At 67.5% G+C, this 14,266-nt stretch carries 10 protein-coding genes; 6 read left to right on the forward strand and 4 right to left on the reverse strand.

Annotated features, from left to right (window positions below; genetic code table 11):
• Positions 1 to 51 precede the first annotated feature (51 nt).
• Complete coding sequence (locus ACEQZY_RS03910) at positions 52 to 1,254, reverse strand: pyridoxal phosphate-dependent aminotransferase (RefSeq protein WP_341703552.1); 1,203 nt, start codon at positions 1,252 to 1,254, stop codon at positions 52 to 54.
• 420 nt (positions 1,255 to 1,674) lie between these two features.
• Between ACEQZY_RS03910 and ACEQZY_RS03915 the strand changes: the two genes are divergently transcribed.
• The 4 genes from ACEQZY_RS03915 (at position 1,675) to ACEQZY_RS03930 (ending at position 5,384) form a co-directional block, all read left to right on the forward strand.
• Positions 1,675 to 2,703, forward strand: a complete 1,029-nt coding sequence (locus ACEQZY_RS03915) for an ABC transporter substrate-binding protein (protein WP_370152444.1) — start codon at positions 1,675 to 1,677, stop codon at positions 2,701 to 2,703.
• A 125-nt stretch (positions 2,704 to 2,828) separates the two neighbouring features.
• Entirely contained in the window at positions 2,829 to 4,040 is a 1,212-nt protein-coding gene (locus tag ACEQZY_RS03920; RefSeq protein ID WP_341703550.1) for an MFS transporter, read from the forward strand.
• Complete coding sequence (locus ACEQZY_RS03925) at positions 4,037 to 4,927, forward strand: DMT family transporter (protein ID WP_370152447.1); 891 nt, start codon at positions 4,037 to 4,039, stop codon at positions 4,925 to 4,927. Before ACEQZY_RS03920 ends, ACEQZY_RS03925 begins: the two co-directional genes overlap by 4 nt.
• 1 nt (position 4,928) lies before the next feature.
• A complete protein-coding gene (locus ACEQZY_RS03930; protein WP_370152449.1) occupies positions 4,929 to 5,384 on the forward strand; it encodes a MaoC family dehydratase in 456 nt (151 codons plus the stop codon).
• On the opposite strand, the gene ACEQZY_RS03935 is transcribed toward ACEQZY_RS03930, so the two are convergent.
• The 3 genes from ACEQZY_RS03935 to ACEQZY_RS03945 form a co-directional block, all read right to left on the reverse strand.
• Positions 5,381 to 6,952, reverse strand: coding sequence for a methyltransferase (locus tag ACEQZY_RS03935; protein ID WP_370152451.1), 1,572 nt, complete (start codon positions 6,950 to 6,952; stop codon positions 5,381 to 5,383). The two genes, ACEQZY_RS03930 and ACEQZY_RS03935, sit on opposite strands and share 4 nt — an antisense overlap.
• Positions 6,953 to 6,962: 10 nt before the next feature.
• Positions 6,963 to 8,645 (reverse strand): energy-dependent translational throttle protein EttA, encoded by a 1,683-nt coding sequence (gene ettA, locus ACEQZY_RS03940; RefSeq protein WP_370152497.1) that lies wholly within the window; start codon positions 8,643 to 8,645, stop codon positions 6,963 to 6,965.
• A 107-nt stretch (positions 8,646 to 8,752) separates the two neighbouring features.
• Complete coding sequence (locus ACEQZY_RS03945; protein WP_370152453.1) at positions 8,753 to 9,682, reverse strand: histone deacetylase family protein; 930 nt, start codon at positions 9,680 to 9,682, stop codon at positions 8,753 to 8,755.
• Positions 9,683 to 9,841: 159 nt separating this feature from the next.
• Between ACEQZY_RS03945 and ACEQZY_RS03950 the strand changes: the two genes are divergently transcribed.
• On the forward strand, positions 9,842 to 10,960 hold the full coding sequence (locus ACEQZY_RS03950; RefSeq protein ID WP_341703719.1) for an efflux RND transporter periplasmic adaptor subunit: 1,119 nt from the start codon (positions 9,842 to 9,844) through the stop codon (positions 10,958 to 10,960).
• A 43-nt stretch (positions 10,961 to 11,003) separates the two neighbouring features.
• A complete protein-coding gene (locus ACEQZY_RS03955; protein ID WP_341703720.1) occupies positions 11,004 to 14,135 on the forward strand; it encodes an efflux RND transporter permease subunit in 3,132 nt (1,043 codons plus the stop codon).
• The last annotated feature ends 131 nt before the right edge of the window (positions 14,136 to 14,266 follow it).

Below are 14,266 nucleotides of genomic sequence, written 5' to 3' on the forward strand. Positions count from 1 at the left end.
CCGCGCCAAGATCGCCCCCTGCGGCAACGTGACGGCCGTCACCAGTTACCGTCAAGAAAGCCCGGCACAGAAGTCCTGGATCCGCGTGCAGGCGTCCTTCAGGGCCTCGGTCGAGGTGGCATAGGAAATGCGGAAATGCGGGCTGAGGCCGAAAGCCTCGCCGAACACCACCGCAACGCCCTTTTCCTCCAGCAGCGCATTGCAGAAATCGAGATCGCTGCCGATCTTCACGCCGCCCTTGCTGGTCTTGCCGATGGTGCCGGCACAGCTCGGATAGACATAGAAGGCGCCTTCCGGCTTCGGGCAGTGAATGCCGCTGGCCTGGTTCAGCATGCTGACCACCAGGTCGCGCCGCTGCTTGAACACGGCATTGTTCTTGGCGATGAAGTCCTGCGGGCCGTTCAGCGCCTCGACGGCGGCGGCCTGGCTGACCGAGGACGGATTCGAGGTCGACTGCGACTGCAGGCTGCCCATCGCCTTGATCAGCTGCACCGGACCGCCGGCATAGCCGATGCGCCAGCCGGTCATGCAATAGGCTTTCGACACGCCGTTCATGGTCAGCGTGCGTTCGTACAGCGCCGGCTCGACCTGGGCCGGGGTGGTGAAGACGAAATTGTCATAGGTCAGGTGCTCGTACATGTCGTCGGTCAGTATCCAGACATGCGGGTGCTTCAGCAGCACATCGGTCAGCGCCTTCAGTTCGTCGCGGCTATAGGCTGCGCCCGACGGATTCGACGGCGAGTTCAGCACCAGCCACTTGGTTTTCGCCGTGATCGCGGCATCCAGCACCTCGGGGCGCAGCTTGAAGCCGTCCTCGGCCTTGCCGGTCACGAAGACCGGCTTGCCGCCGGCGAACTGCACGATATCCGGATAGCTGACCCAGTAGGGCGCCGGGATGATCACCTCGTCGCCCGGGTTGATGGTGGCCAGCAGGGCATTGAACAGCACCTGCTTGCCGCCGGTGCCGACCGAGATCTGCTCCGGCTTGTAATCGAGGCCGTTCTCGCGCTTGAACTTGGCGACGATCGCCTGCTTCAGCGCCGGGGTGCCGTCGACATCGGTATAGCGGGTTTCGCCGCGGTCGATCGCCGCCTTGGCGGCCTCGCGGATATTCGCCGGGGTCTCGAAATCCGGCTCGCCGGCGCCCAGGCCGATCACATCGCGGCCGGCGGCCTTCAGCGCACGGGCCTTCTGGGTGGCGGCAATGGTGGCCGAGGGCTTGATGCGGCCGAGGGCATCGGACAGGAACGGCATGGGACTGGCGACTCCTAGCGCGGATTCAGAAGTGGAAAGGCGGGCGCACCTTACGTCCGGCTCCGGGTCAGTGCAATCTCCTGTCCCGCACCGGAACCCGGCCAGTCTGCCATAATTTCCGGCAGATTGCCGGCCATATAGGCAAATTTCCCGGCCATCTGCATGAGCCATACGGAACCGGGGCCCCGGCGCCGGAAATGCCGCACCGCCACGACTGGACCGGGAATTGCATACAGTTTTGTCCGAGCCTGTGCCCGATTCGGCCTTGGCGGCCTGTCCGGCGGCACCCTAGACTGCCGCCTTCGCAGCCGCGCCGGACCGGACACACCCGGCGCGTTTGCCTGCGCCAGCCCCGGAGGTACGGCCTGTGCCGGAACCACAAGCGACCGGCGGCCGGCCTTAATGGGGAGATATCTGACCATGACGTTCGCTCGTACGCTTACCCACGCCGCCGCCGGCCTCGCGCTGGCGCTGGGCCTCGGTGCCGCCGGCACCGCCGCCGCGGAAACCAAGATCAAGTTCACCCTCGACTGGGTGATCCAGGGGCCGACCTCCCCGTTCCTCTATGCCCTGCAGAAGGGCTATTACAAGGCCGAGGGCCTCGACGTTTCCGTCGATGCCGGCCAGGGCTCGGCCGGCGCCCTGCAGCGCGTCGCCACCGGCGCCTACGACATGGGCTTCGCCGACATCAACGCGCTGGTCGAATACAACGCCAAGAATCCGGACGGCCAGGTCAAGGCGGTGATGATGGCCTATGACGCACCGCCGTTTGGCGTCTATGCGCTGAAAAAGTCGGGCATCAAGACCCCGAAGGACCTGGAAGGCAAGAAGCTCGGCGCGCCGGTCTTCGATGCCTCGTTCAAGCTGTTCCCGGCCTTCGCTGCCAAGACCGGCATCGACAAGTCGAAGGTGACCCATATCAACCTGAAGCCGCAGCTGCGCGAGCCGAGCCTGAAGGACGGCACCGTCGATTTCATTTCCGGCCACTACTTCTCGTCGGCGCTCGACCTCGAGAAGATCGGCGTGCCGCTCAGCGATGTCGTCGTCTTCACCTATGCCGATGCCGGCATGGACTTCTACGGCAATGCCGTCGTCGCCTCGCCGAAATTCATCAAGGAGAATCCTGCTGCGGTGAAGGGCCTGGTCAAGGCCACCATCAAGGCGTGGAAGGAAGTGGTCGCCAATCCGGAAGCCGGCGTGAAGGCCGCCAAGGAGCGCGACGGCCTGATCGACGCAGACCTGGAGCTGAAGCGCCTGAAGATGTCGATCGAGAAGAATGTCGTCACCGACTACGTCAAGAAGAACGGCTTCGGCGATGTCGACATGGCCCGCCTGCAGCGGTCGTCGGACGCCGTCGCCGCGGCCGTCGGTATCGAGAAGGCGCCGAAGGCCGCCGATCTGTTCGAGGCCGGCTTCCTGCCGCCGAAGGCCGACCGTATGTTCAAGTAAGCCGGCTTCCGGCCGGTACCGGGGCGGCGGGGCAACCCGCCGCCCTTTGTCTTTCCGGGCCGGTTTTTCATTGCCAGGTCCGGTCATCCGACTAGTATGGCGCGTCAAAAAAAGAAAAGCGTGCCATGTCCTCCTCGTCCGCCCCGGCCGCAGCCGGGGAGCCATCCGCCACCGACTGGCCGGCCATTCTCGCCGTGATCGCCGCGGGGGTGCTGGTTTCGATCCAGCTCGGCAAGCTGCCGCCCCTGCTGACGCAGCTGCGGGCCGAATTCGGCCTCGGCATGGTGCTGGCCGGCCTTGTCGCCTCTTCCTTCAATCTGGTCGGTGCCGCCACCGGCATCATCGCCGGCGTGGCCTCCGACCGCATCGGCAGCAGCCGCGCACTCGGCCTCGGCCTGCTGATCACCGCGGCCGGCAGCCTGCTGGGCGGCCTCGCCGACGGAATCCCGCTGCTGCTGGCGGCGCGGCTGGTCGAGGGCTGCGGCTTCGTCCTGACGGTGGTTTCCGGTCCCAGCCTGCTGACCGCGGCAACCCGGCCGCAGGACCGTTCGCTGGCTTTGGGCCTGTGGAGCAGCTACATGCCGCTCGGCGTCGCCTTCGGCATGTTCGGCGCCCTGCTGGTCGGCCGGCTGTTCGACTGGCGCGGGCTGTGGTTCCTGCTGGCGGCGGTGATGGTGCTGGCTGCGCTGCTGATCCTGCGCCGGACCCGGACCATCGCACTGCCGCCGGCCCGGCGCTTCGGCATCGCGCCGCTGCGCCGGCCCGGGCCCTGGCTGCTGGCCGGCTGCTTCGCCTGCTACACGACACAGTGGTTCGCCATCGTCACCTGGATTCCCACCTATCTGCGCGACAGCGGCGTGACCAGCGAGGCGGTGATCGCGGCCGGCGCCGCCCTGGTGGTGCTGGTCAACGTGGCCGGCAACATGATCTCGGCCGCCCTGATGCATCGCGGCCTGCCGCGCTGGCTGATCATTGCCGTGATCTCGGTGGCGATGGGTGCCTTCGGCGTGGCCACCTTCGATACCGCCCTGCCGGTGCCCGCCAAGATTCTGCTGGCCATGGCCGCCTCGGGATTCGGCGGCATGCTGCCGGCGGCCGTGCTGGCCAGCGTGCCGCGGCAGGCCCGCCAGCCCGGCGAGATCGCCACGGTGAACGGGGCGGTGATCCAGCTGCTGAATATCGGCTCCTTCCTCGGGCCGCCGGGCCTCGCCGCCCTCGTCACCCATCTCGGCGGCTGGGATGCCGGCCGCTGGCTGCTGCTCGGCACCGGACTGGCCAGCCTGGTGCTGGCACTGGCACTGCGACAGGTCGAGCGGCGGCAGGAGGCCGGATCGTGAAACCGGAACGCGGCGACCTGTTCATGCTGATGGCCGTCATCGTGTGGGGGAATACCTTCCCCACCGCCAAATACGTGCTGACCGTGCTGCCGCCGCCGGTCTATGCCGCCTCGCGCTACCTGCTGGCGGCGGCGACGCTGATGATCGTGCTGGCCCTGCGCGGCGGGCTGCAGCCGCCGCGACGGCAGGACCTGCCCGGCCTGATCGGCCTCGGCCTGGTCGGCATCACCCTGATGCAGCTGCTGTGGACCAACGCGCTTGACCTCACCACCGCCTCCAAGGGCGCCATCCTGGTTTCGGTCTCGCCGGTCTTCGCGCTGCTGATCTCCGCCTTCCGCGGCCAGCGGCCGGCCCTGCTGGCCTGGCTGGGCGTGCTGCTGTCCTTCGGCGGCGTCTTCCTCGTCATCAACAACAGCCTGACCGAAATCACGGTGGGCGGCGGCAGCCTCGCAGGCGACCTGCTGTTCCTGCTGGTCGCCTTCTGCTGGGCCAACTACTCGGTCTTCTCGACGCCGTATCTGGCCACGCTGGGGGCGCTGCGCACCACCGCCTGGTCCATGCTGTTCGGCGCCCTGCTGCTGTCGCCGGCACTGTTCTTCGGCATCGGCGACATCCGCTGGGAGGCCGTCACCCCCGCCATCGTCGCCTGCTATGCCTTCACGGCGATCATCGCCGGCGCGCTCGGCTATCTGTTCTGGTATGCCGGCATTGCCCGGCTCGGTGTCAGCCGCGCCGTGATCTATTCCTACCTGATCCCGGTCTTCGCGCTGCTCAGCGCCGTCAGTTTTCTCGGCGAGCATGTTTCGCCGGTGCAGTTCGGCGGCGCCATCGTGGTGATCGCCGGCCTGATCCTCACCCGCATCAGCCCCGTGAAGGCGCGCGACTGACATGACCGACCTGTATTTCGACGACCTGCATCCCGGCCAGCTTTTCGTCACGCCGGCCGTGACCGTCAGCGAGGCGCAGATTCTCGATTTCGCCAGGGTCTACGACCCGCAGCCCTTTCATATCGACCGGGTGGCGGCGGCGCAGACGGAATTCGGCGGGCTCATCGCGTCGGGTTTCCAGACCCTGTCGCTGTCGTTTGCGCAGTTTTTCCGTCTCGGCGTCTTCGCCGCCGCCAATCTTGGCTCGCCCGGCATGGAGGAAGTGCGCTGGCTGCTGCCGCTCAGGCTGGGCGACACCATCCATGCCGAGGCCGAGGTGATGGCACTGAAGGCCTCGCAGTCGAAACCCGATCGCGGCGTGGTGACCATGCGGCACGACACCATCAACCAGGACGGCCGGCTGATCCTGACCGTCACCTGCCTGCACCGCCTGAAGCGGCGCGCGGCGCGCGCCTAGCTTTCCGCGATCAGGCAGAGACCGGGCCGGCCATCGGGCAGGCTGACCGGCTCGACCGCCAGCACCACCAGGCCTTCGGCCTGCGCCTGGGCCTGCAGCGTTGCCGCATCCTGACGCGCCGGGTCCGCCAGGGCGATGAACACCCCGGCCACCGCCAGCGCGACCTTCACCGCCGAGAACAGTGCCGGCGCATCCGGCGCCCGCACCAGGGCGTCGCCGGCGAGGATGAGGTCATAATGATCCGGTCGGGCCTCGAGATAGTCGAGCGTGCCGGCCGCCTCGCATTCATCAAAGGCGCCACTCTCGAAGGCAACGCGCACGCGGGCAGGATCGGGATCGACCATGTCGAGATGCTGGCTCAGGCGACGCAGGTCTTCCGCATGCCTTGCCATGCCGCCGCCGATATCGAGAGCCCAGCCGACCTGGAAATCCCGGCCGATCATCCGCTGCGCCACGGCGGCCAGCAGGCCGGCGGCGGGCTGCGCCAGCTGTGCCAGCAGATCGTCGGTGGACAGGGCGGCCAGAGGATCGGCCGCAACCGGCGGTCGCCGGCGCAGGGCGAAGACATAGCCGGCCGCCGGCCGGTTCTCCTCCTTGCGCAGCACCACCTCTTCCAGTGCGACCAGGTCGAAGCCTGCTTCCTCCGCGCGGCGGCGCAGATAGTCCTCGCCATGCTGGTAGCGGCCGGATTTCTCGGCGATGTAGCGGGCGCCGCCGCCCTTCTCGACACTGGCAATGAACAGCCCGCCGTCCCGCAGCGCCCCGTGCAGGGCCGCGAACAGGGGCCGCAGGTCGCCGATATAGATCAGCACGTCGGCAGCCAGCGCCAGATCGTAGCTGTCCGGCCGCCGCTGCAGCAGGGCGACCAGTTCCTCGACCGCGAGGTCGGCATAGACGCCGCGCCGGCGCGCATGCCCGATCATGCGCGGCGACAGGTCGACGCCATCCAGCCGCCGCACCAGCCCCTTCACTTCCGCGCCGACCAGGCCGGTACCGCAGCCGAGATCGATGGCGCGTTCGGCGATCCGTCCGTCCAGCACGCGCCGCGCCAGCGCCGCCAGCTGCTGCGGTGCGCGGTATTCCAGCCAGCCGACCAGCTTCTCGTCGAAGCTGTCGGCGAAGGCATCGAACGTGCTGGCGATGTATTCGGCGCTGGCCTTTTCCGGCGGCTCGCCGGCCAGCACCGCCGCCATGTGGCGGGCCTCGGCATGACCCGGCGCCACCGCCAGAAGGCGTCGGAAGGTGACCAATGCATCGGCACGGCGGTCGAGCCAGACCTGCAGGCGGGCCACCTGGAACAGCAGGGTTTCGGAATCCGGCTGCGCCGCCAGCGCCCGCTGCAGCCGGGCAAGATCCGCGACCTGGCGATCGCCGATGCGCAGCTGCGCCAGCGCCGAGCCGACATGATCGGCCTGCAGCTCGTCCGGCGGCGCCACCGGAACAACGGCCTGCACGCCGCCGAGGCCCAGCAGCATCTCGGAAACCGAACGCGGGCCCGCCGGCGCCGCCGGTCGGCGTGCAGCCGGCCCGCCGCCCTTCTGCTGCGCGCGCCGCTGCCGCCGGTTCATGCCGGTTGCCTCAGCCGCGGCTCAGCGGCTTGTAGCGGATGCGGTGCGGCTGGTCGGCATCGGCGCCGAGCCGCTTCTTCTTGTCCGCCTCGTAATCCTGGAAATTGCCCTCGAACCACTCGACATGGCTGTCGCCCTCGAAGGCCATGATGTGGGTGGCGATGCGGTCAAGGAACCAGCGGTCATGGCTGATCACGATGGCGCAGCCGGCGAAATTCAGCAGCGCCTCTTCCAGTGCCCGCAGGGTATCGACATCGAGGTCGTTGGTCGGTTCGTCGAGCAGCAGGACGTTGGCGCCGGATTTCAGCATCTTGGCCAGATGCAGGCGGTTGCGCTCGCCGCCCGACAGCATGCCGACCTTCTTCTGCTGGTCGGCACCGCGGAAATTGAACCACGAGCAATAGGCCCGGCTCGGCACTTCGCGCTTGCCCAGCTGGATCATGTCGTCGCCGCCCGAGACTTCCTCCCAGACGGTCTTCTTGTCGTCGAGGCTTTCGCGACTCTGGTCGACATAGCCCATCTTCACGCTGTCGCCGACGCGCAGCGTGCCGCCATCGGGCTGCTCGCCGCCGGTAAGCATGCGGAACAGGGTGGTCTTGCCGGCGCCGTTCGGGCCGATGATGCCGACGATGCCGCCCGGCGGCAGCTTGAAGGACAGATCGTCGATCAGCAGGCGGTCGCCGAAGCCCTTGCTCAGATGCTCGGCCTCGATCACCACATTGCCGAGCCGCGGTCCGGCCGGAATGGTGATGGAGACCTGGTCGGCGGCCTTTTCGTTCTGCTGCTGCAGCAGCTCCTCATAGGCCTTGAGGCGCGCCTTCGACTTGGCCTGGCGGGCGCGCGGGCTCTGGCGTACCCATTCCAGTTCCTGCTGCAGGGTCTTGCGCCGGGCGTCCTCTTCCTTGCCTTCCTGCGCCAGCCGCTTTTCCTTCTGGTCGAGCCAGGAGGAATAGTTGCCCTCCCACGGAATGCCGGACCCGCGGTCGAGTTCGAGAATCCAGCCGGCCACGTTGTCGAGGAAGTAGCGGTCGTGAGTGATCGCCACCACGGTGCCCTCGTATTCGTGCAGGAAACGCTCGAGCCAGGCGACCGATTCGGCGTCGAGATGGTTGGTCGGCTCGTCGAGCAGCAGCATGTCCGGCTTCGACAGCAGCAGCCGGCACAGCGCCACGCGGCGCTTCTCGCCGCCCGACAGCTTGGTCACCTCCGCCTCGCCCGGCGGGCAGCGCAGCGCGTCCATGGCGATTTCGACATTGCGCTGCAGGTCCCAGGCATTGGCCGCGTCGATCTTTTCCTGCAGCTCGGCCTGCTCGGCGATCAGCGCGTTCATCTCGTCGTCGTCGGTCACCTCGCCGAACTTCATCGAGACTTCCTCGAAGCGGTCGAGCAGGGCCTTGGTCTCGGCAACACCTTCCATGACATTGCCCAGCACATCCTTGGCCGGATCGAGCTGCGGCTCCTGCGGCAGGAAGCCGACCTTGACGCCGTCGGCCGCCCAGGCCTCGCCGGTGAATTCCTTGTCCAGCCCCGCCATGATCTTCAGCAGGGTCGACTTGCCGGCACCGTTCAGGCCGAGCACGCCGATCTTGGCGCCCGGCAGGAAGCTGAGCCAGATGTCCTTGAGGACCTGCTTGCCGCCCGGGTAGGTCTTGCCCAGGCCCTTCATCACGTAAATGTACTGGTAGGACGCCATCATGCGCTCCGGCGGTGAGTATCTATGAAAGCCGGCCGAGTTGTAGCGAAACGGGCCGGCGGGCGCAATCCGGGGCCCGGATGGGGCCTCGGCAGAAATCGCGGTTTTCAGCCCAGCATCAGAGCCCGAACATGGGCGGCCGAGGCCCGGGCCAGGGCTTCGAGGTCATAGCCGCCCTCCAGCGCCGAGACCAGCCGGCCCTGCGCCGTCGCGGCCGCCACCGCCAGCAGCCGTTCGGTCGCCCAGTGGTAGTCGGCATCGGTCAGCTGCAGCTGGGCCAGCGGATCGCTGACATGGGCGTCGAAGCCCGCCGAGACCAGCACCAGTTCCGGCGCGAAACCCTCCAGCTTCGGCAGCAGCACGGTTTCCATCGCCTGGCGGAATTCCTTCGAGCCGGCAAACGGCCGCAGCGGCAGGTTGACGATGTTGCCGGCCACCCCCTTCTCGCTGGCCGCGCCGGTGCCCGGATAGAGGGGATACTGGTGGGTCGAGGCGTAGAACAGGTCGGGATCGGCCTCGAAGGCGGCCTGGGTGCCGTTGCCGTGATGGACGTCGAAGTCGATCACCGCAATCTTCCGGAGGCCCCAGCGGTCGCGGGCATGCCAGGCGCCGATGGCGACATTGTTGAACAGGCAGAACCCCATCGCCTGGCCCGGCTCGGCATGATGGCCGGGCGGCCGCACGGCGCAGAAGGCGTTGCGGACCTCGCCCTGCATCACCGCATCGATGGCGGCACAGACGGCGCCGGCCGCCCGCAGGGCCGCCTCGCCGGAACCGGGCGAGACCACCGTGTCGCCATCCACATAGCGCAGGCCCGATTGCGGGATCGCCCGCAGGATGCGGTCGGCAAAGCCGCCGGGATGCACCCGGCCGATCTGCTCCGTCGTGGCGCGCGGCGCCTCGCGGCGGTCGAGATAGAGGAATTCCTCGGCTTCCAGCCCTGCCAGCACCGCCCGCAGCCGCTCCGGACATTCCGGATGCCCCTCGCCTGTATCATGGGCGAAACAGGCCGAGTGGGAAAACAGGGCGGTGGCCATGCAGATTCTTTCCTCCCGGCCGCTAATTCGCAGGACCTTGGCAATTAGGACGTATACAATAGATCATGCTCCGGGCCGGTCAGGCAACGCTCCAGGGGGATTCCAGGGGGGCGCTGCCGGAGGTGCGGCAGGCAAGGGATCAGCGGAAAACGGACAGACATGAAACTCTGGGGTCAGGTCATTGTGGTGGGCCTTCTCGCCACGGCTGCCGGTGCGGCCTATTATTACCGGGACAGCCTGCCGCTGGTCGGCGGCAAGCCGGCGGCCACCGCCGCCAGACCCGGCAGCGGTGCCCCCCAGGGCCTGCCGATCCAGACCGCCGCCGCGCGGCGGATGGATGTGACCCGCACCATCGAGGCGGTCGGCACCGCCCAGTCCAACGAAGCCGTCACCATCACCGCCAAGGCGAACGGCATCATCGAACGCATCAATTTCGTCGAAGGCCAGCAGGTCAAGGCCGGCGCCATCCTCGTCGAGCTGGAAGCCGGCGAGAGCAGCGCCAAGATCAACGAACTGCGCGCCGCCCGTGACGGCGCCAAGCTGGCCTATGACCGCGCCCTGGCCCTGGTGGCCAGCCGCAGCGTCGCCCAGGCCCGCGTCGACGAACTGTCGAAGGCCTACGAGGCGGCCGAGGCCCGGCTGACCGCCGAGCGGGCGCGGTTTTCCGACAGCGTGATCCGCGCGCCGTTCAACGGCAAGCTCGGCCTGCGCAAGGTCAGCCTCGGCGCCCTGGTGCGGCCGGGCGACGTGATCACCACCCTGGACGACACCTCGGTGATCAAGCTGGAATTCGACATCCCGGAAACCGTGCTGGGCGGCGTCGCCACCGGCAACATCGTCACTGCCCGTTCCGACGCGCTGCGCGAGCGCAAATTTGAGGGCACCGTCTCCACCATCGACAGCCGCATCGACCCGACCACCCGCGCGGTGCGGGTCCGCGCCCGCATCCAGAATGCCGAAGACGTCATCAAGCCCGGCATGTTCATGACCGTGGCGCTGGCCGTCGGCACCACCCGCGATGCCATCATGATCCCCGAAGAGGCCCTGCTGGCCAGTGGCGGCGAGCAGTTCGTCTATGTGATCAGCGACGGCAAGGCGACCCGCACCCGCGTGCAGGTCGGCCAGCGCCTGCCCGGCCTTGCCCAGGTGATCGAGGGCCTCAGGGGCGACGAGACCGTCGCCGTGACCGGCCTGCAGCAGCTGCGTGATGGCATGCGCGTGCGCGCCACCGGCGCCCCGGTTTCCGGCAGCGCCGCCGACCGCCGCAGCCAGGGCTGACCGCACACCGAACAACACAACATCCTCCGGACGGAGCACTGCAATGGTTCTTTCGGATGTCTCGATCAAGCGCCCGGTCTTCGCCACCGTGCTGTCGCTGGTGCTGATCATCTTCGGCCTGTTCGCCTTGCGCAGCATGTCGGTGCGCGAATATCCAGACATCGACCCGCCGGTGGTCAGCGTCAACACCATCTACCGCGGCGCCTCGGCCGAAATCATCGAAAGCAAGATCACCCAGATCATCGAAGATGCGGTGGCCGGCATCGAAGGCATCCGCGTGATCAGCTCGACCAGCCGCGAGGAATCGAGCTCGGTCAGCATCGAATTCAACCTCAGCCGCAATGTCGACACCGCCGCCAATGACGTGCGCGACAAGGTCAGCCGCGTGCTGTCCAGGCTGCCCGACGAAGCCGATCCGCCGACCATCGCCAAGACCGAGGCCGATGCGAGACCGATCATCTACATCGCCATGTTCAGCGACCGGCTGTCGCTGCTGGAACTGACCGACTATGCCGAACGCTATCTGGTCGACCAGCTCTCCATCGTCGACGGCGTCGCCTCGGTGAATGTCTATGGCGCGCGGCGCTATGCCATGCGCGTCTACCTCGACCGCATGGCGATGGCCGCCCGCAACATCACCGTGCAGGATGTCGAGGGCGCCATCCGCCGCCAGAATGTCGAGCTGCCGTCGGGGCGCGTGGAAAGCAGCATGCGTGAATTCACCGTGCGCACCGAATCCGGCCTGCGCACGCCGGCGCAGTTCCGCAACATCGTGATCGCCGAAAAGGGCGGCTATCTGGTGCGGCTGGGCGAGGTTGCCAAGGTCGAGCTGGCGGCCGAGGACGACCGCACCGAACAGCGCGTCAACGGCGTCACCGCCATCGGCCTGGGCATCATCCGCCAGTCCAAGGCCAATGCGATGGAGATTTCCACCGGCGTCAATGCTGCGGTCGACCGTCTGCAATCCAGCCTGCCGGCCGGCGTGACCATGGAAATCGGCTACGACCAGTCGAAATTCATCAGCCAGTCGATCTACGAGGTGTTCCACGCCCTGATGGTGGCGCTCGGGCTGGTGATCGGCGTGATCTTCCTGTTCCTGCGCTCCTGGCGTGCCACCCTGATCCCGGCTGTCGCCATCCCGGTGTCGGTGATCGGTTCGTTCATCATCATCGGCGCGCTGGGCTATTCGATCAACGTGCTGACCCTGCTGGCGCTGGTGCTGGCCATCGGCCTGGTGGTCGACGACGCCATCGTGGTGCTGGAAAACATCCACCGCCGCATCGAACTGGGCGAACCGCCGCTGCTGGCATCCTTGCGCGGCGCGCGCCAGATCGGCTTCGCCGTCATCGCCACCACCGTGGTGCTGATCGCGGTGTTCGTGCCGATCTCGCTGATGGAGGGCAATACCGGCCGCCTGTTCCGGGAATTCGGCATCTCGGTGGCGGCATCCGTGCTGTTCTCCGGCTTCGTCGCGCTCACGCTCACGCCGATGATGTGCTCGAAGCTGCTGCACGAGGCGAAGGACGAAGGCTGGTTCTACCACGTCACCGAGAAATTCTTCACTGGCATGACCAACGGCTATGCCTGGCTGCTGCGCCGCTCGATCGGCGCACCGGTGGTGGTGCTGGGTCTCGGCGCCGGTGCCGCGGCGGCCGCCGTCGCGATGTTTGCGGCGATCCCGCGCGAATTCGCACCGATCGAGGATCGCGGCGTCTTCTTCGTTTCGGTCACCGGACCGGAAGGCTCCAGCTACGACTATACCCGCAACAACGTGATCCGGATCGAGCAGGCACTGAAGCCGCTGGTCGACCGCGGCGACGCCACCGTCGTGCAGTCCTTCGTGGCGCCGGCCTGGGGCGGCCGGCCCTCGCCGGTCAATTCCGCCTTCATGGTGGTGCGCCTGAAGGACTGGGACCAGCGCAGCGTCAAGCAGCAGGACATCGTCCGCGAAACCTTCCCCAAGCTGCTGGCGATCACCGGCGTGCGCGCCATCGCCATCAACCCGCCGAGCCTGGGCCAGCGCGGCAGCCAGGCACCGGTGCAGTTCGTGATCGGCGGGCCGACCTACCAGGTGCTGGATGACTGGGCCGAGCGCATCCTCGACCGCGCCCTGCAGAATCCCGGCCTGCTCGGCGCCGACAAGGATTACAAGCCGACCCGGCCGGAAATCCGGGTCGAGATCGACCGCAACCGCGCCGCCGATCTCGGCGTGCCGGTCGAGACCATCGGCCGCACGCTGGAGACCATGCTGGGCTCGCGCGAGGTGACGCAGTTCCAGCGCGAGGGCAAGCAGTACAAGGTGCTGGTGCAGGCGCCGCAGGCCCAGCGCGTGACGCCGAACGACCTCAACAACATCTATCTGCGTGCCGCCGGCGACAGGCTGGTGCCACTGGCCAGCCTGGTGCGGCTGGACGAGGGTGCCAGCCCGCGCGAGCTGAACCGTACCGACCGCCTGCGTTCGGTCACCATCTCGGCCTCGCTGGCCCCCGGCTACACGCTGGACCAGGCGCTGACCTATCTCGACCGGGTAGCGGCCGAGGTGCTGCCGCCGGAGGCGCGGATTTCCTATGCCGGCCAGAGCCGCGAGCTGAAGGACACCTCCGCCGCCATCTACCTGACCTTCGTGCTGGCGCTGATCATCGTCTTCCTGGTACTGGCAGCGCAGTTCGAGAGCTGGATCCATCCCACCATCATCATCTTCTCGGTGCCGCTGGCAGTGACCGGCGCGCTGGGCGCCCTGCTGCTGACCGGAACGTCGCTGAATGTCTACAGCCAGATCGGCATCATCATGCTGGTCGGCCTGATCGCCAAGAATGCCATCCTGATCGTCGAATTCGCCAACCAGCTGCGCGACGAGGGCAAGTCGGTCACCGACGCCGTTACCGAGGCCTCGATCACCCGCCTGCGGCCGATCCTGATGACCACCATCGCCACCATCTTCGGCGCCTGGCCGCTGGCCTTCGCCAGCGGTGCCGGCGCCGAATCACGGTCGGCGCTGGGCTGGGTGATCGTCGGCGGCATGTCGTTTGCCACCCTGCTCAGCCTGTTCGTGGTGCCGGTGCTGTACAACCTGCTGGCCCGCTTCACGCGGCCGGCCGGCTTCATCGCCCGCAGGCTGACCGAGCTGGAAACCCGCCCCGATGTCGATGCCGGCCGCTCGGCTGCCGCCGAGTGACCCGGCCGCGGGCCGATCTCCGGAAAGGTTATCGTCTGGTAACTGGACAGGCCGCCGATATCCCGGTTTGATCGGACCTGATCATCCGTACCGGGCTGACAACAGCCCGGCCGGATTCCATAAACAGGCAT

Source organism: Ferrovibrio sp. (assembly GCF_964218355.1).
GTDB lineage: Bacteria > Pseudomonadota > Alphaproteobacteria > Ferrovibrionales > Ferrovibrionaceae > Ferrovibrio.

Excerpts from the sequence above, each read along its gene's own strand:
- ACEQZY_RS03910 (WP_341703552.1), bottom strand. The coding sequence starts at position 1,254 with ATGCCGTTCCTGTCCGATGCCCTCGGCCGCATCAAGCCCTCGGCCACC.
- ACEQZY_RS03915 (WP_370152444.1), top strand. The coding sequence starts at position 1,675 with ATGACGTTCGCTCGTACGCTTACCCACGCCGCCGCCGGCCTCGCGCTG.
- ACEQZY_RS03920 (WP_341703550.1), top strand. The coding sequence starts at position 2,829 with ATGTCCTCCTCGTCCGCCCCGGCCGCAGCCGGGGAGCCATCCGCCACC.
- ACEQZY_RS03930 (WP_370152449.1), top strand. The coding sequence starts at position 4,929 with ATGACCGACCTGTATTTCGACGACCTGCATCCCGGCCAGCTTTTCGTC.
- ACEQZY_RS03935 (WP_370152451.1), bottom strand. The coding sequence starts at position 6,952 with ATGAACCGGCGGCAGCGGCGCGCGCAGCAGAAGGGCGGCGGGCCGGCT.
- ettA (WP_370152497.1), bottom strand. The coding sequence starts at position 8,645 with ATGGCGTCCTACCAGTACATTTACGTGATGAAGGGCCTGGGCAAGACC.
- ACEQZY_RS03945 (WP_370152453.1), bottom strand. The coding sequence starts at position 9,682 with ATGGCCACCGCCCTGTTTTCCCACTCGGCCTGTTTCGCCCATGATACA.
- ACEQZY_RS03950 (WP_341703719.1), top strand. The coding sequence starts at position 9,842 with ATGAAACTCTGGGGTCAGGTCATTGTGGTGGGCCTTCTCGCCACGGCT.
- ACEQZY_RS03955 (WP_341703720.1), top strand. The coding sequence starts at position 11,004 with ATGGTTCTTTCGGATGTCTCGATCAAGCGCCCGGTCTTCGCCACCGTG.